The sequence below is a fragment of the Flavobacterium enshiense genome (genome assembly GCF_040750275.1).
GTDB classification, from domain to species: domain Bacteria; phylum Bacteroidota; class Bacteroidia; order Flavobacteriales; family Flavobacteriaceae; genus Flavobacterium; species Flavobacterium enshiense_B.
Map to the genome: position 1 here is coordinate 82,769 of NZ_JBDOCV010000022.1, position 19,429 is coordinate 102,197.

Annotated in this window: 19 protein-coding genes and 2 tRNA genes; 10 read left to right on the forward strand and 11 right to left on the reverse strand. The window is 40.5% G+C overall.

Annotated features, from left to right (window positions below):
• Positions 1 to 9: 9 nt before the first annotated feature.
• The 11 genes from ABGT15_RS14195 to ABGT15_RS14245 form a co-directional block, all read right to left on the reverse strand.
• Positions 10 to 447, reverse strand: coding sequence for a hypothetical protein (locus ABGT15_RS14195; protein ID WP_367232116.1), 438 nt, complete (start codon positions 445 to 447; stop codon positions 10 to 12).
• A gap of 117 nt (positions 448 to 564) precedes the next feature.
• Entirely contained in the window at positions 565 to 1,068 is a 504-nt protein-coding gene (locus tag ABGT15_RS14200) for a nuclear transport factor 2 family protein (protein WP_367232117.1), read from the reverse strand.
• 13 nt (positions 1,069 to 1,081) lie between these two features.
• Entirely contained in the window at positions 1,082 to 2,368 is a 1,287-nt protein-coding gene (locus ABGT15_RS14205; RefSeq protein WP_367232118.1) for an NAD-dependent succinate-semialdehyde dehydrogenase, read from the reverse strand.
• Positions 2,369 to 2,398: 30 nt separating this feature from the next.
• Positions 2,399 to 2,587: a hypothetical protein gene (locus tag ABGT15_RS14210; RefSeq protein WP_367232119.1), complete on the reverse strand. Its 189-nt coding sequence runs from the start codon at positions 2,585 to 2,587 to the stop codon at positions 2,399 to 2,401.
• Positions 2,587 to 2,790, reverse strand: a complete 204-nt coding sequence (locus ABGT15_RS14215; RefSeq protein ID WP_367232120.1) for a YgaP family membrane protein — start codon at positions 2,788 to 2,790, stop codon at positions 2,587 to 2,589. The genes ABGT15_RS14210 and ABGT15_RS14215 overlap by 1 nt, the downstream gene beginning before the upstream one ends.
• A 16-nt stretch (positions 2,791 to 2,806) precedes the next feature.
• Positions 2,807 to 3,103, reverse strand: a complete 297-nt coding sequence (trxA, locus tag ABGT15_RS14220; protein WP_367232121.1) for a thioredoxin — start codon at positions 3,101 to 3,103, stop codon at positions 2,807 to 2,809.
• Between the two features lie 5 nt (positions 3,104 to 3,108).
• Positions 3,109 to 3,300, reverse strand: coding sequence for a hypothetical protein (locus ABGT15_RS14225; protein WP_367232122.1), 192 nt, complete (start codon positions 3,298 to 3,300; stop codon positions 3,109 to 3,111).
• 109 nt (positions 3,301 to 3,409) lie between these two features.
• Positions 3,410 to 3,483, reverse strand: a tRNA-Asn gene (locus ABGT15_RS14230).
• A gap of 36 nt (positions 3,484 to 3,519) precedes the next feature.
• Positions 3,520 to 3,593 (reverse strand) — tRNA-Asn (locus ABGT15_RS14235).
• Between the two features lie 72 nt (positions 3,594 to 3,665).
• Positions 3,666 to 5,258, reverse strand: a complete 1,593-nt coding sequence (locus ABGT15_RS14240; RefSeq protein ID WP_367232123.1) for a site-2 protease family protein — start codon at positions 5,256 to 5,258, stop codon at positions 3,666 to 3,668.
• Positions 5,259 to 5,333: 75 nt separating this feature from the next.
• Positions 5,334 to 7,256 (reverse strand): M1 family aminopeptidase, encoded by a 1,923-nt coding sequence (locus ABGT15_RS14245; protein WP_367232124.1) that lies wholly within the window; start codon positions 7,254 to 7,256, stop codon positions 5,334 to 5,336.
• Positions 7,257 to 7,420: 164 nt separating this feature from the next.
• On the opposite strand from ABGT15_RS14245, the gene serS reads away from it, so the two are divergent.
• The 10 genes from serS to ABGT15_RS14295 all read left to right on the forward strand — a co-directional run bounded on the left by serS (position 7,421) and on the right by ABGT15_RS14295 (position 19,409).
• The gene (gene serS / locus ABGT15_RS14250; protein WP_367232125.1) at positions 7,421 to 8,692 is read left to right on the forward strand and encodes a serine--tRNA ligase; all 1,272 of its coding nucleotides are present in this window, start codon (positions 7,421 to 7,423) and stop codon (positions 8,690 to 8,692) included.
• 68 nt (positions 8,693 to 8,760) lie between these two features.
• Entirely contained in the window at positions 8,761 to 9,246 is a 486-nt protein-coding gene (locus ABGT15_RS14255) for a hypothetical protein (protein ID WP_367232126.1), read from the forward strand.
• Between the two features lie 89 nt (positions 9,247 to 9,335).
• A complete protein-coding gene (locus tag ABGT15_RS14260; protein WP_367232127.1) occupies positions 9,336 to 11,114 on the forward strand; it encodes a tetratricopeptide repeat protein in 1,779 nt (592 codons plus the stop codon).
• A gap of 72 nt (positions 11,115 to 11,186) precedes the next feature.
• The gene (locus ABGT15_RS14265; RefSeq protein ID WP_367232128.1) at positions 11,187 to 11,498 is read left to right on the forward strand and encodes a DUF4286 family protein; all 312 of its coding nucleotides are present in this window, start codon (positions 11,187 to 11,189) and stop codon (positions 11,496 to 11,498) included.
• Positions 11,499 to 11,507: 9 nt separating this feature from the next.
• The gene (locus ABGT15_RS14270) at positions 11,508 to 11,822 is read left to right on the forward strand and encodes a hypothetical protein (RefSeq protein ID WP_367232129.1); all 315 of its coding nucleotides are present in this window, start codon (positions 11,508 to 11,510) and stop codon (positions 11,820 to 11,822) included.
• Positions 11,823 to 11,846: 24 nt separating this feature from the next.
• Positions 11,847 to 12,626 (forward strand): 16S rRNA (adenine(1518)-N(6)/adenine(1519)-N(6))-dimethyltransferase RsmA, encoded by a 780-nt coding sequence (gene rsmA, locus ABGT15_RS14275; RefSeq protein ID WP_367232130.1) that lies wholly within the window; start codon positions 11,847 to 11,849, stop codon positions 12,624 to 12,626.
• Positions 12,616 to 13,968 (forward strand): magnesium transporter, encoded by a 1,353-nt coding sequence (gene mgtE, locus ABGT15_RS14280; RefSeq protein WP_367232131.1) that lies wholly within the window; start codon positions 12,616 to 12,618, stop codon positions 13,966 to 13,968. The genes rsmA and mgtE overlap by 11 nt, the downstream gene beginning before the upstream one ends.
• A gap of 55 nt (positions 13,969 to 14,023) precedes the next feature.
• Entirely contained in the window at positions 14,024 to 17,596 is a 3,573-nt protein-coding gene (locus tag ABGT15_RS14285; RefSeq protein WP_367232132.1) for a T9SS type A sorting domain-containing protein, read from the forward strand.
• A 387-nt stretch (positions 17,597 to 17,983) separates the two neighbouring features.
• Positions 17,984 to 18,949: a 2-hydroxyacid dehydrogenase gene (locus ABGT15_RS14290; protein WP_367232133.1), complete on the forward strand. Its 966-nt coding sequence runs from the start codon at positions 17,984 to 17,986 to the stop codon at positions 18,947 to 18,949.
• Positions 18,950 to 18,992: 43 nt separating this feature from the next.
• Positions 18,993 to 19,409, forward strand: a complete 417-nt coding sequence (locus tag ABGT15_RS14295; RefSeq protein WP_367232134.1) for a hypothetical protein — start codon at positions 18,993 to 18,995, stop codon at positions 19,407 to 19,409.
• The last annotated feature ends 20 nt before the right edge of the window (positions 19,410 to 19,429 follow it).

A 19,429-nucleotide genomic window follows, 5' to 3' on the forward strand; every position in this document is an offset into this window, starting at 1 on the left:
ATTTATTGGTTATTTGAAGATGCGTTGAATTCCTCTGGAGAATTTATAACTGAAGCTGTTCGTGTCCATCACCGGACAAACTTTTTTACGGGCCATGGCTTCTGAAATCACATAGCGTTTGGCGTTGTAGTTGCCTTTTGCCATTAGCAGGTTGTATACCCTTTCGGAATTGATAAAACGGTTGTCATGATAATACACCAACACACCGGTTTTGGCATTTAGCCGATCATTTTTCACGCCGGGAATGGATTTTATGTTGCGGTGAATTTCTTTAGCGGTGAGAGAATCGACAGGTGCTTTGAAGTCGATTCGGCTTAACTGCAACGTGGCGTTGTCGTACACTTTTGGCGTTGCGGTAGCGATGTGTATAACAAGGATGATAAACAGCAATGTAAAGGTTCCTAATATGCTGCCGAGTATCCATTTTAGCGTGCGGTGGATTTTCATAACCTTATCTTTTTAGATGTGTTCCGAATATGTACGAGAAAAATGAAAGGTTGGTTTTAAAAGTTTATAAAAAAGGAATAAAAAAAACCTGTTCGGTTGGAACAGGTTGTGGTTGAATTATCTTTTCAGTTTTTGTATCAGCTCTTCTTCAATGGGCGCTTTGATTTTTACGACATCATCCACATTGTCATTGGGAACCGTCATGGATAAAACATAGTGTTTGATTTTCCAGACACCGTTTTCTTTTACCATTACGCCGGAACCCTGGCAGATTTTCATCCAAGTATCCAATAATTCGTTAAACCAGGCTGTTTTTCCGTCATTACTAAAGTAGATGTTGCGTTGCAGGGGTTTAAAGTCCCAGGCTTTGCCTTTGTCAAAATAGGGTTTGGCAAAATCCTGAAATGCCTTTTTATTCCAGTTTTCGGTGGCATCGGTGCCGATAAAAATGGATTCGTCGGACATTGCGTTGAAGTAGTTGGTGAAATTGCCTTCTGCGGCTGCTTTGTGCCAATTGTCTAAAACGATGTTGATATTTTGTTTTTCAGTAGTTTGTTTTTGAGCAGAACCTGTGAAAGAAAGTAAGGTTAACGTTGTGAGTAGTAGAAATAGTTTTTTCATGATGATTAAAGAGTTATTTGTTAATGACTACAGTTTTAATGTTGACGAATTCTTTTAGGCCTTCTTCAGCCAATTCTCTTCCGTATCCTGATTTTTTAATACCGCCAAAAGGCAGACGCGGATCGGATTTAACCATTTCGTTGATAAAAACAGCACCTTCGTGAAATTCGTCAATGCGGTTTTTGATGTGATTAATGTCCTGTGTAAAGATGGAAACGCCTAAGCCAAAATCGGATTGGTTGCTCAATGCGATGGCATCGTTAAGGGTCTCGAACGAGATTATTGCGGCTACCGGGCCAAAGGTTTCTTCTTTGAAAACCGGCATTTCAGGAGTCACATCGGTGAGAATGGTGGGTTCGTAAAAGGCTTCTTTTCGGTTTCCGCCTAAAATTACTTTAGCGCCCATTGCAACGGATTGTCGGACTTGTTTTTCCAAATCTTCCGCTAAATCGATACGGGCTAACGGGCCGATTTGTGTGGCAGTATTCAATGGGTCGCCACAAATTAGGGCATTTATCGCGGTTTTATATTTTTCAACAAAAATATCGAAAACAGACTTTTGAATCAGGAAGCGTTTTGCGGCGATACAGCTTTGTCCGGCATTTTGCATGCGCGCGTTAACAGCTACAGCTACGGCTTTGTCCAAATCTGCATCCTTGCAAACGATAAAGGCATTGCTGCCGCCGAGTTCTAATAAGGATTTCTTTAAATATTTTCCTGCCTGGGCAGCAACAGCACTTCCTGCGGCTTCACTTCCGGTAAGGGAAATGGCCTTGATTTCGGGATGTGCAATCACTTCGGCAACTTTATCACCTGAAAGATGAAGGTTTTGATATACGCCTATGGGAAAATCACTTTCCAAAAATAAGGCTTCAAGGTTTTCAGCGGATTGTGGAACATTGCTGGCGTGTTTTACCATCACAACATTGCCTGCTAAAATAGTTGGAATCGCGAACCGGAAAACCTGCCAAAAGGGGAAGTTCCACGGCATAACACCTAAAATAACACCCAAGGGTTCATAAGTGACAAAGCTTTCGTCTGCTTCGGTTTGAATGTGTTTAGGTTGTAGTAAGGTGTTTGCGTTTTGAGCGTAATAATCGCATAAAAGCCCGCATTTGTCTACTTCCGCCAAGGACTGTGTGATGGGTTTGCCCATTTCCTGCGTGATGAGGGTGGCATAATGCAATCTATTGTGATGCAGTACTTTTTTTAGTTCCTGCACTTGTTCAATGCGCATTGCAAGTGACGTGGCCTTCCAATAACCGTAAGCTTCCTGTGCCGTGTTTATTTTGGTTTGCATAAGCGTAACTTCTAATCTTGTAAAGTTACTTTATTTCTTTTTGGAATCAAACATCGAGAACACTAATCCGCCCATCAGTATTCCGTAGAGGGTACTGTTAACAGGACTGGAAGTGATGGCGCAATTTTCCTGACAGCCGTAATACACGAAATAGAAGTACCCTGCCAATCCGCCGAGACATCCGCCAATTAGCCATAAAAGAAGCGATTTACGTTTCATTATTTCTTAGGGCAGGTGTTGATGCCTAACAACGGGTAAAGTGGGCAAAAACTTACTAAGCTGGTCAGTACAAAAACTGCTGAAACCGCAAGTAAGACATAACCTAAGGTGCCGGATACTACTCCGGTGCCGATTAAAACACCCATAATCAGCGCTGCAACCACACGCACGGTGCGGTCTAGATTTCCCATGTTCTTTTGCATAATCGTTGTTTTTAAGTTAACTGTATTGTTTAATGATGCTAATGAGATCGTTTTTAGAGAGTATTCCGGATTGCCTCCACACCTGTTGTCTGTTTTTGAACAGCAGCATGGTTGGTACTCCGCGAACCTGAAATTGTGCGGCTATGGCTTGATTTTTATCCACATCAATTTTAATGACGGAAACTTTTTCGCCTAATTCGTCTTTTACTTGTTTTAAAATGGGAGCTAAGGTTTGACAAGGACCACACCAGCTAGCGAAAAAATCGACCAGCACCGGTTGTTCTTTATTGATGATTTCGGAAAATGTACTCATGCAGACTATTTTTTAGTGTTTGAAATTGAACAGCCTTTCGGGCCGCAGCCGTAATTAAAAATTGACTGTAACAAAAAGAAAGCAGTGAATAGCCAGAAAATCCATTGTCCGGTTTCAAAAGCCTGCCAACCTGAAAAAACAGCTAAGGCTAATCTGAAGAAGCGCATGAAATGCCAGTTGCTGAATAATGTGTTCATAAGTGGTTTTTAAAAGATAAAGTTACAAAATAAAGGAGTGGTATGTGTAACTTTGGTTACTGAACAGGGTAAAATAAAAAAGAGCAATACTTTCGTATCGCTCTTTTTGCTCCCCCTCTTGGGCTCGAACCAAGGACCCTCTGATTAACAGTCAGATGCTCTAACCAACTGAGCTAAGGAGGAATCACCTAAAAGGTAAATATGTTTGCTAAAAAGTTGCTCCCCCTCTTGGGCTCGAACCAAGGACCCTCTGATTAACAGTCAGATGCTCTAACCAACTGAGCTAAGGAGGAAGATTAATATCTTTTTAGCGAGTGCAAATATAACGGAATTTTTATATCTGCAAAATAAAAAAATGCGTTTTTTTAGAAAAATTTATCGACTACGAGTTCGAAAATATCCTTTCCGAAAGTTAAGGCCATTAGACTCAGTAAGATAATCATGCCGCCCGTCTGTACATAACCCATCGCTTTTTCGCTTAAAGTTTTACCGGTTATCATTTCAGCAATGGTAAAAAGGGCATGGCCACCGTCTAATCCCGGTATCGGTAATAAGTTCATAAAAGCCAGTCCGATGGAAAATAACGCTGTGAAATTCCAGATGAATTCCCAATTCCAGGTATCCGGTAAAGCACGGGCGATTCCGATAGGACTTTTAACGTGTTTGTAAGCTTCGGTTTTTGGACGTAAAATCAGTTTGAACTGTTTTACATTGTAAATGATTAATTGCCAAGATTCTTCGACAGCTGCTGTAACTGCTTCTCCAAAACTCATCTTGTTTACGATTTGGTAATCAGGGGCGGAATCCGATTGTAAGGAAAATCCAAGTTTGCCTTTTTCATCCAGATTTGCTTTAAGTGACATGGGCTGGTTGTTTCGGATGATGTTTAAAGTAACTTCCTTGCCTGCTTCTTTCTTTATAGCTGCTCTAAATTCGCGGAAATTTTTAAAATTTTGATTGTTGAACCCTGTAACTCTGTCGTTTTTTAGTAGGCCAATATTTTCAGCTTCACTATTGGCTACCACTTCATTAACCGAGGATTCGCTTAATAAAAGGTTAGTCCCTATGAAATAGTTGTCACCAAAACCTAATTCGCCGTCTTTGTTTACTTTTAAGGTAACGGTAAGCGGTTTTTCATTGCGAAGAATGTTGAAAATCAGTTCTTTTCCTTTGTTTTGTAAGGCGATTTCGGCAATCTCGTCAAAATAGGTTAGATTTTTATTGTTGATGCCGGTAATCTGATCGCCTGCCTGAAGTAAAGCCGGTTGGTTTTTAACAGCGATTACGCTGTCAATAGCAATAGTTTTAAGTAAATTGCGGGAACCCACGAAATCTTTCCCTTCTTTACTGATGATTTCCGCTTTATTTTCATCGGTTAAGACAATCGTTTTTTTGACACCATTTCTTTCGATTTCCACGTTATCACCCAACAAAACATTTAAAACCATGCGGTTAAAACGTGGTTGGTATACTCCATCAACCGCTACGATTTTATCGCCATTTTGGAAACCTACTTTGTGGCCTACTTCTCCAAAAGCCAAACCGTTTTCCTGAATTTTTTCGGTAGAAACGTATTTTTGTCCGTAAGTCATATAAACAACAGTATAAATGAACCAGGCTAATAATATGTTTACCATAATACCGCCCAACATGATAATCAAACGTTGCCAAGCTGGCTTGGAGCGGAATTCCCATGGTTGCGGTTCGCCTTTCATTTGTTCGGTATCCATGCTTTCGTCAATCATTCCGGCAAGTTTTACGTAACCGCCTATGGGCAGCCAGCCGATACCCCATTCGGTTTCGCCTATTTTTTTCTTTAATAATGAAAAACCGGCGTCCATGAAAAGATAAAATTTCTCTACCCTAACCTTAAACCATTTTGCGGTGATATAATGACCGAATTCGTGAAGAATTACCAATACCGATAAGATGAAAAGGATTTGACCTACTTGAATCATTTTTATGCTGAGATTATATATAAAAGACAAAAGTAAGGTTTTCACCTTACTTTACGTCAACTTATTTAGGGTTGGTTATTTTTTTATAAAATTTTTATGAATTGTACCTTCGGAAGTGCTGATTTTTACAAAATGAACACCATTGGAAAGTTTGGAAATATTGAATGCTGTTTGGGTTTCAACAGCAGTCAGCTGGCCTAGAGTATTATAGATTTCCGCTTTTTCAAAAAGTACATTCGAAGGCAGCTGAATGTTAATATTGTCATTTGCTGGATTTGGATATAGGTTTACTGTTTCTTCCAAAGTAAAAGAATTGGTTCCTAAAGTTGCGGTATTGTTTCTGGATATGATGTGTTTGTCAGGGTCAAATTGAACGCCAGTAATGGCAAACGGAACACTAACGGTGAAAAGTTCATCGTTAACAGTATTGTTTAAAATAACATCCAGGGTTTGTCCTCCAAAACCTGATAAACGAACCGGAACCGGCATTTCAAAGAAAGGTACCGAAAGGTCGGAGGTAGTTTGATTTAGGCGAACTTTGGCTTGTCCAGGAGCAGAATTGTAAGCGGTTACCGTATACGTCGGGTAGCCTTGCATGTAAACCCAATCATTGAAAAATTCATCTAAGTCCAAGCCAGACACCGCTTCGAGATGTGCCTGAAACTGTGGGGTAACTGCATAGCCGTATGCCAGAGCAGGATCATTCAGATAGTTGCGTAAGGCCTGAAAAAAGTTGGTGTCACCCAATTTGTAGCGTAACATATGCGTTACCATCGATCCTTTGTCGTACGATAAACGACCACTGAAAATGCGGTTTACATTCAGGGCCTGCGCATCGGTTAAGTACAGATTCCCGCCTGGTTGTGAGGTAATGTTGTTGATTTTGCCGTTTTTCCAGGCAACAAAATTGGAAGCGCCGTCAAGGTTTTCTACCACCAGTCCAGACATGTATTCGGTGATGCCTTCGTTTAGCCAAATGTCTTTCCAGGTGCCGCATGTAACTTTGTCACCAAACCATTGATGTGCCATTTCGTGTGCAATTAAGCTTCTGGAAAAATTAACCATAAAGGAAACCGTGGAATGTTCCATTCCTCCGCCCCAGCCCCATTGAGCATGGCCGTATTTTTCATTTCGGAACGGATATGGTCCCACTAAGTTTTCAAAAAGGTTAATGATGGTTGGAGTGACAGCCAGATTGGTTTGTGACGTTGCAGCGGATTCCGGATACAGATAGTTTACAATCGGGAAATAAGGGTTCTGAGTTGTTCCTAAGCCTCCTTGTTGGTTGTAAATCTGATAATTGGTTACCGCAATGGCAATTAAATAGGCTGGTATCGGGTAACTGTGATGGAAATGCGTCGTTTTGTTGGCTCCGTTTATAACAGCGGATTGTTGTATTCCGTTTGCAACACTGATGTATGTTGACGGAGCGGTAATATGAACATCTATGGATTCCACTTTATCGGTTAAATCTTGCTTGCATGGCCACCAGTCTTTTGCGCCGAAAGGTTCGGATAAGGTGTACAGTACCGGCGTTCCACTGTGGGTGCTTGTCGTAAAAGCTGATTCACCGGTAGCCGGAGCGCCGGAATACGTTATTTTTACAGCTGCTGAATTTCCGACGGTTAGGGTTGATGGTAGTGTAATTACCAATTCATTATTAGTGTTTTGAACAAAAGTTAAATTGACGGCTCCCTGGGTCACGCTACTTACGGTAAGCTGATTGGTTAAGTCAAAGGTTACCGTTGACATATCTGCCAAAGCTGTAAAGTTTGTGGTTACAATTCCTGAAATAAAATAGGTAGCCGGATCCACCGTAAATTCTAATTTATGGTAGGTGATGTTATAGTTCTGCGTATTGGGATTTACGCGAAAATTCATCAAGGAAGAAGCGGCTTTCATTTCGGCTTCAATCATTTGATGATGACTTTCATCGTGTGTTTGTGAAAAACCGATGAAGGTTGCGAATAATGTAAAAAGTAGGGCAGACTTTTTCATAGTTGATAAAAAATTTCCCAAATGTAAAAAAATATATAACTTATTGTTGATCTTTTGTTAATTATTTATTTGATTTTGGGAAACAGATTCCTTTAAGTTTTAAAACAGTAAGAATTTTTAGGAAACAAATGCTTAAATTTGCTCACTTTAAAAAATTTAACCGTATGTTACAGATAGCCGTAATCAGAGAAAATCAGGAAAAAGTTATCCAGGCATTGGCCAAAAGAGGTTTGGATGCCAGAACTTTAGTGGAAGGTGTAGTTGCTTTAGACGAAAAGCGTCGATCCCTTCAGGTAGAATTGGATAATCTTAAAGCGGAATCGAACAAACTGTCCAAAGACATCGGGGAATTGATGAAAAGCGGCGAGAAAGCCAAAGCTGAAATCCTGAAAGAGAAATCCGTGCAGTTCAGAGAGCGCGACAAAGAAATTACAGAAGTCTTAAATGCCGTTACCGAAGAATTAACACAGGAATTATACAAATTGCCGAATACTCCTGCCGACATTGTTCCGCAAGGTAAAACGGCCGACGATAACCTAAACGTGTTTCAGGAAGGTGAAATCCCGGTATTGCACGAAGGCGCTTTACCACATTGGGATCTGATCAAAAAATACGACATCATCGACTTTGAATTGGGAACCAAAATAACAGCACCCGGCTTCCCGGTTTACAAAGGTAAGGGTGCCAAATTGCAACGTGCACTGATTTCCTATTTTTTAGATAAAAATACTGATGCCGGATACAACGAATATCAGGTGCCGCATCTTGTAAACGAAGCCTCAGGTTACGGGACAGGTCAATTGCCGGACAAAGAAGGGCAGATGTACCACGATGCCAAAGATGATTTGTACCTGATTCCAACCGCGGAAGTTCCGGTTACCAACATTTTTCGTGATGTGATTTTACAAGAGAACGAATTACCGGTTTTAGCAACGGCTTATACGCCGTGTTTCCGTAGAGAAGCTGGTTCATGGGGGGCGCACGTTCGCGGGTTGAACCGTTTGCACCAGTTCGACAAAGTGGAAATCGTTCGCATCGAGCATCCGGAAAAATCACACGAAGCGTTAGATGGTATGGTGGAGCACGTGAAAGAAATCATGCGCGAACTGAAATTGCCGTTCCGAATTTTGCGTTTGTGCGGTGGTGATATGGGATTTGCTTCGGCGTTAACCTACGATTTTGAAGTGTTTTCAACTGCTCAGGACCGTTGGTTGGAAATTTCTTCCGTATCGAATTTTGAAACCTTCCAGGCGAACCGATTGAAATTGCGTTTCAAAGGAAAAGACGGTAAAACACAGTTGGCCCATACTTTAAATGGAAGTTCACTGGCGTTGCCGCGTATTCTTGCCGGAATCCTTGAGAATTATCAGACGCCGGAAGGAATTGTTATTCCGGAAGTGTTGCGCAAGTACACTGGATTTGATATCATTAATTAAGATATTGCAACATGCTTTAAAACACCAATCTACGTTAGTAAATTGGTGTTTTTTTTAAATGAATCAAGATGAAGAACTTTTACCTTTTGACCGTATTGCTTTTTGCTTTTTTCGGAAAGGCACAACAAAAAGCTATTTCCTTTGAGGAAGCCAAAAAAACCAGCCATTCCGCTGAGGTTCTGGATAAAGCATACAAAAGTGCGTTGCACAGTGATGCCAAACTTGCCGTTTTTAAAACGGAGCAGGAGCAGGAGCAGCTGGTAAAAGCGTATACCAAATTGTTGCAGGATTTCGGTACTTTTTTAAAGCAGCACAATTTTTCTTGGCAACATACCCGTCGTTGCTTCAACAGGATTTATATCAACAAAACTGGGGACATTGACTATTTCCTGTATCAATTCAATAGCAATAAAGAACATTCCGAAGAAAACATGACGCCCATACAGGTAAAAGAATTCGAACGACTGCTGAATTTGTTCCTCCAGGACTACCGGTTTGGGGTTTCTGCCAATGAAAATTTTGCTCAATGCAGCCCGGTGGTATATAAAGATTGACCGTAGCTTTCCTAAAAAGCTTAGATTACTCTTAAAATAGCGGTGAATGTGGTAAAATAATTGTTATTTTGTAACTTGTTTCAGTACCGATGAAAAGTTTCTTCTGCTACATAACACTTTTGTTGTCCCTAACTGTTTTTTCTCAGAATGAACAGTTGGCGCAGAATTATTTTGACCGGGGCGAATTTGAAAAGGCCATTGCGGTATACGAAGACGTGATCAAAGCACAGCCATACAATTATCAGGCGTTTCAGAAAGCAATTGCCTGTTATCAGCAACTGAAGCAGTACGATAAAGCGGAAACAGTTTTGTTGGACAGGCTTCAAAAGGTAAGGCAGGATAATCTTTATGTGGAAATCGGTTACAATTACCAATTGCAAAAAAACCAAAGCAAAGCCGATAAATATTATCAGACGGCTCTTGATAAAATCAAAGAAAATCCTAACAACGTATATGGAATTGCCTATGCTTTTGAGCAGAAAGTTTTGGTGGAAAAAGCCATTCAGGCTTATGAAATCGGAAAATCATTAAACCCCGCTTTCAATTTTGACTATCAGCTGGCCTTGTTGCAGGGACAGTTGGGTAATATGGAAGGGATGACTGATAAGTTATTGGATTATGCCTTTGCCAATCAGGCCAATCTTCCTATGGTGCAAAACCAGTTGATGCGTTTTCTTAATGAAGATGCACAGGAAAGTTTCAATGCTTATCTGAAAAAAGCACTTCTGATTCGTACCCAAAAAAACCAGGACATTTTCTGGAACCAGTTCTTAAGTTGGTACTTCGTACAGCAAAAAGATTACGGAAAGGCTTTCATTCAGGAAAAAGCAATTTTCAAGCGCAATCCGGATAATTTTTTCAACATCATCAACCTGGCAAAACTCGCCATTGATGAAAACGAAACGGTTACCGCGAAGGAAATCCTCAATTTTATATTAGCCAATACGCAGGATCTGGAATTGCAGATGGAAGCCCATTATCAATTGGTTGGTATGGAAATCGAAAAGGCAACTTCGAAAGAGTATCCTGCCATTACTGAAAAGCTGGATTTGCTTTTAAAAAAATACGGCATTTCACCCTATTCGATTCAGCTGCAGATTTTGAAAGCTCATTTTACCGCTTTTTATCTGAAACAGTTTGAACCGGCCAAGCAAATGTTAGCCACAGCTTTGGAATTGCCGCTGAACAAATACCAGAAGGCTGAAATCAAATCGGAATTGGCAGATGTGTTAATGCTCAATGAGAAATTCAATCAGGCGATTATTTACTACGGTCAGATTGAAGACGATCTGAAAAACGATGAGGCAGGGCATCAGGCGAGTTTTAAAATGGCAAAGGCAAGTTATTATAAAGGCGATTTTCAGTGGGCGCAACAGCAGTTTAAAGTGTTGAAAGCTTCTTCATCGCAACTCATTGCCAACGACGCGCTGGAGTTGTTTTTACTGATTAGTGACAATACCGTGGAAGACAGTACGCAGGTGGCTTTAAAAAAATTCGCGAAAGCCGACTTCCTGATGTACCAAAACAAAACGACAGAGGCTTTAGTTCAATTTCAGCAGATACTGGAGCAGCACAAAGGACAAAGTATTGAGGATGAGACGTTGTTAAAAGTCGGGGAATTGTTTGAAAAGCAAAACGATTTCCAAAAAGCACTTACCATGTACCAACAGCTTTTGGACCATCATAAGGAAAGCATTTATACGGACGAAGCTCTTTTTTATGCTGCGGAAATATACCGAAAGCAGTTGCAGGATAACGAAAAAGCCAAGGCACTGTATGAAAAAGTGATTTTTAACCATCAGGACAGTATCCATTTTGTGGAGGCACGAGCAAATTTCAGAAAGCTGCGGGGCGATACAAACCTTTAGTTGATTAACAGTGTTTTGATAACAGAATATCATGTTGAAACATCGAATAATAAATTTAGAAATACCCAGAATATGATTATCTACAACGTAACAATCAATATACACGAAAGTGTTCACGACCAATGGATGGACTGGATGCAGAATAAACACATTGCGGATGTTTTGGCTACCGGGAAATTTACTTCTGCCCGCATGGTAAAGGTGTTGGTGGACGAAGAAATGGGCGGTGTGACTTATTCCGTGCAATACATCACAGACTGTAAAGCTACTTTAGAACGTTATTACGAAGAAGACGCACCAAGACTTCGCGAAGAAGGACACAGGCTCTTTGGTGATAAAATGCTGGCGTTTCGTACGGAATTGGAGTTGATATCAGAACATTAATGTATTCCAATGGAGAAAAAAATTACAGATTTTCAGATTTCGATGCGAGGTCAACTTATGGTTAATCTGCCAGTAACAATTATCATTGTGGTTACTTCAATTTTTTTAAGTGATATGTTGAACGATTCCAGAGGAACAATATTTGTTGGTTGTGTATTTGGATGGGTTTATTGGAAAATAATGACTCCAAAGTGGGTTCAATGGGCTACAAATAGAGGTGTGGATATTGAAAGATTATATAGAATTGGTAAAAGTGGTTTATTGGTGTGGAATCGCCAATATATTGTGGATATAGTTGATAAAAAAAAGAAGCCTTGGTTTTAATGCCAAAGGTTTTAATGTAATAATATGGATAAGGTAAAAGCAAAAAAGCACTTAGGACAGCATTTTCTGAACGACGAAAATATCGCGCAGAAAATAGCCGATTCTTTAACCTTGGAAGGGTACAGCCGTGTGCTGGAAATCGGTCCGGGTATGGGTGTTTTGACCAAATATTTGTTGGAAAAGCCAACCGAAACCTATGTGATTGAAATCGATACCGAATCGGTGGCATATCTCGATGCGCACTATCCGAAGCTGCACGGTAAAATCATCTCCAAAGACTTTCTGAAATACAACCTGAAGGAGGTTTTCGGCGAAGAGCCTTATGCCATCATCGGAAATTTCCCTTATAATATTTCGTCGCAGATTGTATTTAAAACGTTAGAATTACGCGATCAGATTCCGGAGTTTTCCGGGATGTTCCAAAAAGAAGTAGCCGAACGCATCTGTGAAAAAAAAGGGAGCAAAACCTACGGAATTCTATCGGTTTTAACGCAGGCTTTTTACGATACCGAATATTTGTTTACGGTTTCGGAACATGTGTTTACGCCGCCTCCAAAAGTGAAATCTGGTGTGATGCGCATGCGACGTAAGGCGGATTATAAATTGCCGTGCGATGAAAAGTTGTTCTTCACCGTAGTGAAAACAGCTTTTAACCAACGTCGAAAAACCTTGCGAAATAGTCTAAAATCGCTCAATTTGTCGGATAATTTGCGAGAAGATAGTATCTTTGGCCTCCGCCCGGAACAAATTTCGGTGGAAGACTTTATTATCCTTACCCAAAGAATTGCAGCCGATGGAGTTTAAAATCAGCAGAGAATTCATTGCTCAAATCGAGCAACTCATTAGTGAAAACCGTGCACAGGAACTCGAAACCCTGTTGCAGGACATTCACTTTGCTGATATCGCTGAAATCATGGAAGAACTCGATGATAATGAGGCTAGCTTCATTTTCAAAGCGTTAGATTCCGAAAAAACAGCCGAAATCCTATTAGAGCTGGACGAAGAAGTCCGTGAAAAAATCCTTCGCAGCCTTTCTGCCAAAGAAATTGCCGAAGAGCTGGATGAGTTGGATACGGATGATGCGGCCGACATTATCGCAGAATTGCCCCAATCCAAAAAGGAAGAAGTAATCTCCGAGTTGGAAGACGTAGAACACGCGAAAGACATCGTAGAGTTATTGCGTTACGACGAAGATACGGCCGGGGGTTTGATGGGAAAAGAGCTTGTAAAAGTAAACGAAAACTGGAACGTGTTAACCTGCGTGAAAGAAATGCGTCAGCAAGCCGAACACGTTACACGAGTGCATTCGATTTATGTGGTGGATGACGAAGACCGCTTAAAAGGCCGTTTGTCATTGAAAGACTTGTTGACTACTTCCACGAAAACACCAATAAGTGACGTTTATATCAAAAAAGTAGATTACGTAAAAGTAGATACGCCCGATGTTGAGGTAGCCCGTATCATGCAGAAATACGACTTGGAAGCGATTCCGGTTGTGGATGAAATGGGACGTTTGGTTGGTCGTATTACCATTGATGATATTATTGATGTGATCAAGGAAGAGGCCGATCAGGATTACCAGTTGGCCGCCGGTATCTCACAAGACGTTGAGGCGGATGACAGCATCCTGGAACTTACCCGTGCGCGTTTGCCATGGTTGGTATTAGCTCTTTTAGGAGGTTTTATCAGTGTGAAAGTTTTAGGTATTTTTGAGCCGGCTATGGAGTCGCATAAAGCCTTGTTTTTTTTCACTCCGTTAATTGCGGCAATGGGTGGCAATGTTGGGGTTCAGTCTTCTGCAATTATTGTACAGGGTTTGGCGAATAATGCCATTACCGGCAGTATTGTTCAGCGATTGCTTAAGGAGCTGTCTTTGAGTTTGTTGAATGGATTGATTTTATCGGTCATTCTCTTTGTAGGAAGTTATTTTTTATTGGGTTATGAAATTCATATCGGGATTACAGTAACCATTGCGCTGTTGTCGGTAATTATTATCGCCTCGCTTAATGGTACTTTTATACCAATCATTCTTAATAAATACGGTATTGACCCCGCTTTGGCTACCGGGCCTTTTATCACAACCAGTAACGACATTTTGGGTATTCTGATTTATTTCAGCATTGCTAAAATTATTCTCGGGTTTTAATTAATAGTCCATTTGTTAATAAAAGGTGTTATTTTTGTCCAAAAATTCACCATTTATGAAGAGAATATTACTATTCGCTACTGCACTTCTTTTTACAGCAACGCTTTATTCGCAAATAGGTTTTCAAGATCATCATGTGACAAGCTTCACCTTACTGAGTAATAACAGTAAAACAGGAGATATTGACAATGATGGGGATCTTGATATTGTAGCTTTTGGTAGTAATTCGATTGATTGGTATCCGAACAGACATCCGGAAAATGGCTTTAATGCAAGAAAGAGCGTGAACTACAATGAGTCCAATTTTATCCAATCGATTGATCTTAGCGATTTTGACGGTGACGGAGATTTAGATATTTTGGCTGCGGATATGAGCAGTGATAAAATTTACTGGCATCAAAATCTGGACGGACAGGGAAATTTTGGTCCGGCCCAAGTGTTGAAAATACTTGACTTAGTTCAGTTTGTGAGGCATGCTGACATGGATAATGACGGGGATAAAGACCTTATTTTCATGAGAGGCAATGAAAGTACTGCGTTTTATATCGGGTATTATGAAAATACAAATGAGCCCGCAAATTACACGATCTACCATCCCATCACCAATGAGTTTATCAATGTTTCTTTTCAGATGGTTTTTAACGATCTGGATCTCGATGGTGACTCAGATTTGTTTCTGAGATTTAATGGTGTACTGATGACTATTAAAAACTATGGGAATGGTACATTTTCAGCGCTCACACCAATCAGCTCTATAAATACGCATCATCGCTTATTTGATGTCGGGGATATTGATAATGATGGGGATGCCGACCTGGTAGGGTATGTTGAAACCAATACAAGTAACAAAAAATTGGTGTGCTATCTAAACGATGGACTGGGTAACTTCGGTGCCGAACTGATCATCAGACAGAATATCACCTTGATCTCCACACTAAAACTGGATGACCTTGATAATGATGGCTATAAGGATATACTGTTGTCAATCCGAAATACCAACCCGGAATATTATTCCGATTTAGTATGGCAAAAAAACAGCGGTTCCCTGACATTCGCTATCCAGCCCACTATTGCAGCAAGTGTTAGAAATATTTATGCTACAAATACCTTCGACATAGATAGTGATGGTGATAAGGATATCTTAACGGATTCTAACGGGCACCGAGTAACTACTTACCGAAATAATGGCCTCGGTGTTTTCAATGCCCCGGAATATCCCGCTGCCGCAACGACAGAATCGAGGTGTGCAGTTGCTGCCGATATTGATAACGATGGAGATATAGATGTGGTGGGGAGTTCTTATAATGAAGGAAGAGTGTTTCTTTATAAAAGACGTCCAGACGGAACTTTTGCTAATCAGTTAATAATTACAAGCAGTGTTATAGGAGCAAAGGAAGTAGCGGTAGCTGATATGGATGGGGATGCCGATCTTGATATTATTTCGGTTTCGGATGATAGCGGCAATGGTCCTGATAAGGTTTCGTGGTACCGAAATTTAGACGGACAAGGAAATTTTGGACCGCAAATCAATCTGCCTATTGGAACGTATAACAGCCCTGACGGATTAAGGGTTTACGATGTAGACGGGGATGGTGACAAGGATATTGTCACCGCGTTTTCTAACTGGCCCGGAGAAGGGGACAAAATTATCTGGTTTGCCAATAATGGGCTTGGTGGCTTCGCAAGTGCTCAGGAAATAGGAACCGGGATTAACAATCTTCAGGCATTACAAGAAGCTGACTTGGATAATGACGGCGATATGGATGTGGTTTCAGCATCGTATTCCGACAACAAAATTGCCTGGTTTGAAAATCTGAACGGAATGGGGAGTTTCGGCCCAATCCGCACGGTAACTACTGCTGCGACACAGGTTCGAGACGTAGCGATAGCTGATTTGGATACGGACGGTAATTTGGATATCATATACATGAATAACAGTTTGCGCAAAGTATTCTGGCAGAAAAATACCGACGGCTTAGGAAACTTCGGACCACAACTGACCCTTAATTCGAATGTTGATTTTAGCGGTGCTTTTACCGTTGCGGCACGCGATATAGACAATGACTCGGATATCGATGTTGTTGTGGGAGAAGGTGATGAAACGAACTGGCTGGAAAATTTATACGGTCAGGGGAATTTCGATTTGCCGAAACGCATTGCTATAAACACTGTTGGTCCTTCGAGTACACAACTGGTAGATTATGATAACGATGGCGATTTGGACGTTCTGAGTGCAGGAGGAGCATATGGTACGACGGTATGGCACGAAAATACAGGGGTGTCGCGTAACATAATTCGAGGTGATGTACGTTTAGACATTGCAGGGAACGGTTGCGATGCAACAGATACCCCGTTGCCCAATATTTTAGTTTCCTCAACCAATGGTACTACTACCGAAGCCACGCTGACATTACGAAATGAATTTGCAGGGAAATATTACCTGTATGCTGGCCTGGGGAATTATCAAACCATGATTGCTGCGACTATGCCTCCACATTTTACACTAACGCCTGCAACACATAATGCTACTTTTACAAGTTATGGAAACACGGCGATTGCAGATTTCTGTATAGAGCCTGTAGGTCAGGTCAATGAATTAAGCGTTGCTTTGTATCCGCTTGGAGAAGCCAGGCCAGGGTTTCCTGCTTCATACCAACTGGTATATGCAAATGGTGGCACGACTACCTTAACCGGACAGACGACACTTCAGTATGATAATACAAAAATGCAGTTTGTAAGTGCGGGAACGGTTCCAAGTTCTCAAACGGACAATACCTTAAATTTTGACTTTACTAATCTGGCTCCCTTTGAAATTAGGTCTGTAAGAGTTAATTTCCAGGTATTTGCTATCCCAACCACGAACTTAAACGAGAACTTAGCCTTTGCTGCAACTATAACGCCAAATACTTCTGATTATTCGCCAGAGGATAATGTATTTGAACTTAATCAGGTAGTAAGAGGTTCATACGATCCTAACGACATCACGTGCCTCGAAGGAACTCAGGTGCTTATTGGTGATGCTGACGAATACCTGCACTATATAATTCGTTTCCAGAATACGGGTACGGCAAGCGCAATCAACGTTAAAGTGCAGCACGAACTTGATCCAAAGCTGGACTGGACTACTTTTAAATTGGAAAGCTTAAGTCATGATGCCCGAATAACGATTAAAAACGAAAGCCTGGTAGAATTTAATTTTGCCAATATCCAGCTTGCCGACAGTACTTCTGATGAACCCAACTCGCATGGGTTTGCAACCTTTAAGATTAAACCAACCGTAAGTCAAGTGACCGTTGGCGCTGTTGTTAATGCCACGGCAAATATTTATTTTGACAACAATCCGCCCATTACAACCAATACAGCCGCTACGGAGTATGTGAGTTTATTGGGCACCGAATCTTTTGCAGAAGATAAGTTCAGTATCTATCCGAATCCGGCAAGAGAGCAGTTGATCATCACCTCAGAAGAAGATATTCTGGAGGTGGCAATACACAACCTTTTAGGAGGTAAGGTTCTAGAAGAAAAAAACAACAATACGATTACAGTTTCCACATTGGAGACAGGCGTATATTTTATCTCTGTGAAAACCAAAATGGGTAATTTCAGTAAAAAATTCATTAAACTGTAAAGTATATAACAGACAGTATTGTTTTCTGTACCAGATAAGGGTATGCATTATTAAATGTGTACCCTTTCTTTATACATGAAGTTTTTTTTGGATTGTTAAACTAGGATGAATCAAATACAAACAACCGATTACTAGATGATTGTTTTTTTTTTTTTTTTTGGAGTTCTATTAATTTTAACTCATATGCTATGATATCTTCAAATTTAAAAGATTCCTGAGAAAGATATGCTTGGGAGCTGAAAATCAAAGCCAGGATGCAAATTGCAGAGTATCTCATGATGGCAGTGATGTTTTTGTTGGGTTAAGTTGTTCCATCAGCGGTTCAGATTGTTTTTAATTTTTGCAGACTTGGGTTATATTCCTATCTTTATTTCTTAATTCCATTGTATGGCAACGGCACAGCAACCCATCACCGAAACAAAAATCCTTCACCTAGACAGCAACCATCCGTTGTTGTGGGAACAATTAAGCCAAGCCGGTTTTCAGAATTTCGAAGATTTTACATCTTCAAAAGAAGTTATCGAAGCTAAAATTCACGAATATCACGGCATTGTTATCCGCAGTCGTTTCAAAATTGATAAAACCTTTTTGGATAAAGCAATAAATCTTCAGTTTATAGCAAGAGTAGGAGCCGGACTGGAAAGCATCGATTGTGATTATGCCGAAAGCAAAAGTGTCCAATTGATCGCCGCGCCGGAAGGAAATCGGAATGCTGTAGGAGAGCATGCTTTAGGAATGCTTTTGTCGCTTTTCAACAATTTAAATAAAGCCGATAGAGAAGTACGCAGCGGGCATTGGAATAGGGAAAGCAACCGAGGTCATGAGCTTGATGGAAAAACTGTTGGTATTGTCGGTTATGGTAATATGGGGAAATCTTTTGCTAAAAAATTAAGAGGTTTTGAAGTTGAGGTATTGTGTTATGATATTTTACCGAATGTAGGCGATGCAAATGCAAAACAGGTAGGTTTGGCCGAATTTCAGCAGAAAGTGGATGTGATGAGTCTGCATACGCCCTGGACGCCTGAAACGGATAAAATGATCAATACCGATTTTATAAACGCCTTTGCAAAACCGTTTTGGCTGATTAACACGGCCAGAGGAAATAGTGTAGTGACGGCTGATTTGGTTGAAGCCTTAAAAAATGGGAAGATTTTAGGAGCCGGGTTAGACGTATTGGAATACGAAAAGCTGTCTTTTGAACATTTGTTTGAAGATGCAAAACCTGCTGCTTTTGAGTATTTGCTTAAAGCTGATAATGTGTTGTTAACTCCACATATTGCAGGTTGGACGCGTGAGAGTAAAGTTGGTTTGGCGCAAGTAATTGTAAATAAGATTTTAAAATTTTATAACTAAACACAAGGAATAAGTTAAAAGTGCAACAAATATTTTTATATTTATGAAAACTAAAAATGAAAAGATGAATAAAGTTGCCTATTACTTAATCTTATTTGTAGGGGTTATAACCTGTTTGCAGTTTATACCTCATGCTTTTCTGGGTTATCCGGCTGTGCTGGAGCATGTTGCTAAAGGCGAAATTCAGCCGATTGCCGCTCCGGGAATGCAGATGATTTGGCTCTATTCTTCTATTATGATGTTGCTTTCTGGGGTTTGGATGTTGTTTTTGGCCCAACCTGTAAAAATGGGTGATCATAGAGCAAGACTTCAAGGGCTTTTTTTAGCATTGGGGTTGATAGCCTTTGGGATGGGATGCAGCTATATTACGCAAGATCTTTTTAATCATTTGTTTTTCTTTACCATAGAAGGAATCTTGTTGCTGATCGCTGTAACTGTTTTTTTTAGCACCCGAAGATAGTGTATAATAGCATTAAACTA

Excerpts from the sequence above, each read along its gene's own strand:
- ABGT15_RS14200 (WP_367232117.1), bottom strand. The coding sequence starts at position 1,068 with ATGAAAAAACTATTTCTACTACTCACAACGTTAACCTTACTTTCTTTC.
- ABGT15_RS14205 (WP_367232118.1), bottom strand. The coding sequence starts at position 2,368 with ATGCAAACCAAAATAAACACGGCACAGGAAGCTTACGGTTATTGGAAG.
- ABGT15_RS14270 (WP_367232129.1), top strand. The coding sequence starts at position 11,508 with ATGGAGAAAAAAATTACAGATTTTCAGATTTCGATGCGAGGTCAACTT.
- ABGT15_RS14195 (WP_367232116.1), bottom strand. The coding sequence starts at position 447 with ATGAAAATCCACCGCACGCTAAAATGGATACTCGGCAGCATATTAGGA.
- rsmA (WP_367232130.1), top strand. The coding sequence starts at position 11,847 with ATGGATAAGGTAAAAGCAAAAAAGCACTTAGGACAGCATTTTCTGAAC.
- mgtE (WP_367232131.1), top strand. The coding sequence starts at position 12,616 with ATGGAGTTTAAAATCAGCAGAGAATTCATTGCTCAAATCGAGCAACTC.
- serS (WP_367232125.1), top strand. The coding sequence starts at position 7,421 with ATGTTACAGATAGCCGTAATCAGAGAAAATCAGGAAAAAGTTATCCAG.
- ABGT15_RS14240 (WP_367232123.1), bottom strand. The coding sequence starts at position 5,258 with ATGATTCAAGTAGGTCAAATCCTTTTCATCTTATCGGTATTGGTAATT.
- ABGT15_RS14290 (WP_367232133.1), top strand. The coding sequence starts at position 17,984 with ATGGCAACGGCACAGCAACCCATCACCGAAACAAAAATCCTTCACCTA.
- ABGT15_RS14260 (WP_367232127.1), top strand. The coding sequence starts at position 9,336 with ATGAAAAGTTTCTTCTGCTACATAACACTTTTGTTGTCCCTAACTGTT.
- ABGT15_RS14255 (WP_367232126.1), top strand. The coding sequence starts at position 8,761 with ATGAAGAACTTTTACCTTTTGACCGTATTGCTTTTTGCTTTTTTCGGA.
- ABGT15_RS14215 (WP_367232120.1), bottom strand. The coding sequence starts at position 2,790 with ATGCAAAAGAACATGGGAAATCTAGACCGCACCGTGCGTGTGGTTGCA.
- ABGT15_RS14210 (WP_367232119.1), bottom strand. The coding sequence starts at position 2,587 with ATGAAACGTAAATCGCTTCTTTTATGGCTAATTGGCGGATGTCTCGGC.
- ABGT15_RS14245 (WP_367232124.1), bottom strand. The coding sequence starts at position 7,256 with ATGAAAAAGTCTGCCCTACTTTTTACATTATTCGCAACCTTCATCGGT.
- ABGT15_RS14225 (WP_367232122.1), bottom strand. The coding sequence starts at position 3,300 with ATGAACACATTATTCAGCAACTGGCATTTCATGCGCTTCTTCAGATTA.
- ABGT15_RS14295 (WP_367232134.1), top strand. The coding sequence starts at position 18,993 with ATGAAAACTAAAAATGAAAAGATGAATAAAGTTGCCTATTACTTAATC.
- ABGT15_RS14265 (WP_367232128.1), top strand. The coding sequence starts at position 11,187 with ATGATTATCTACAACGTAACAATCAATATACACGAAAGTGTTCACGAC.
- trxA (WP_367232121.1), bottom strand. The coding sequence starts at position 3,103 with ATGAGTACATTTTCCGAAATCATCAATAAAGAACAACCGGTGCTGGTC.
- ABGT15_RS14285 (WP_367232132.1), top strand. The coding sequence starts at position 14,024 with ATGAAGAGAATATTACTATTCGCTACTGCACTTCTTTTTACAGCAACG.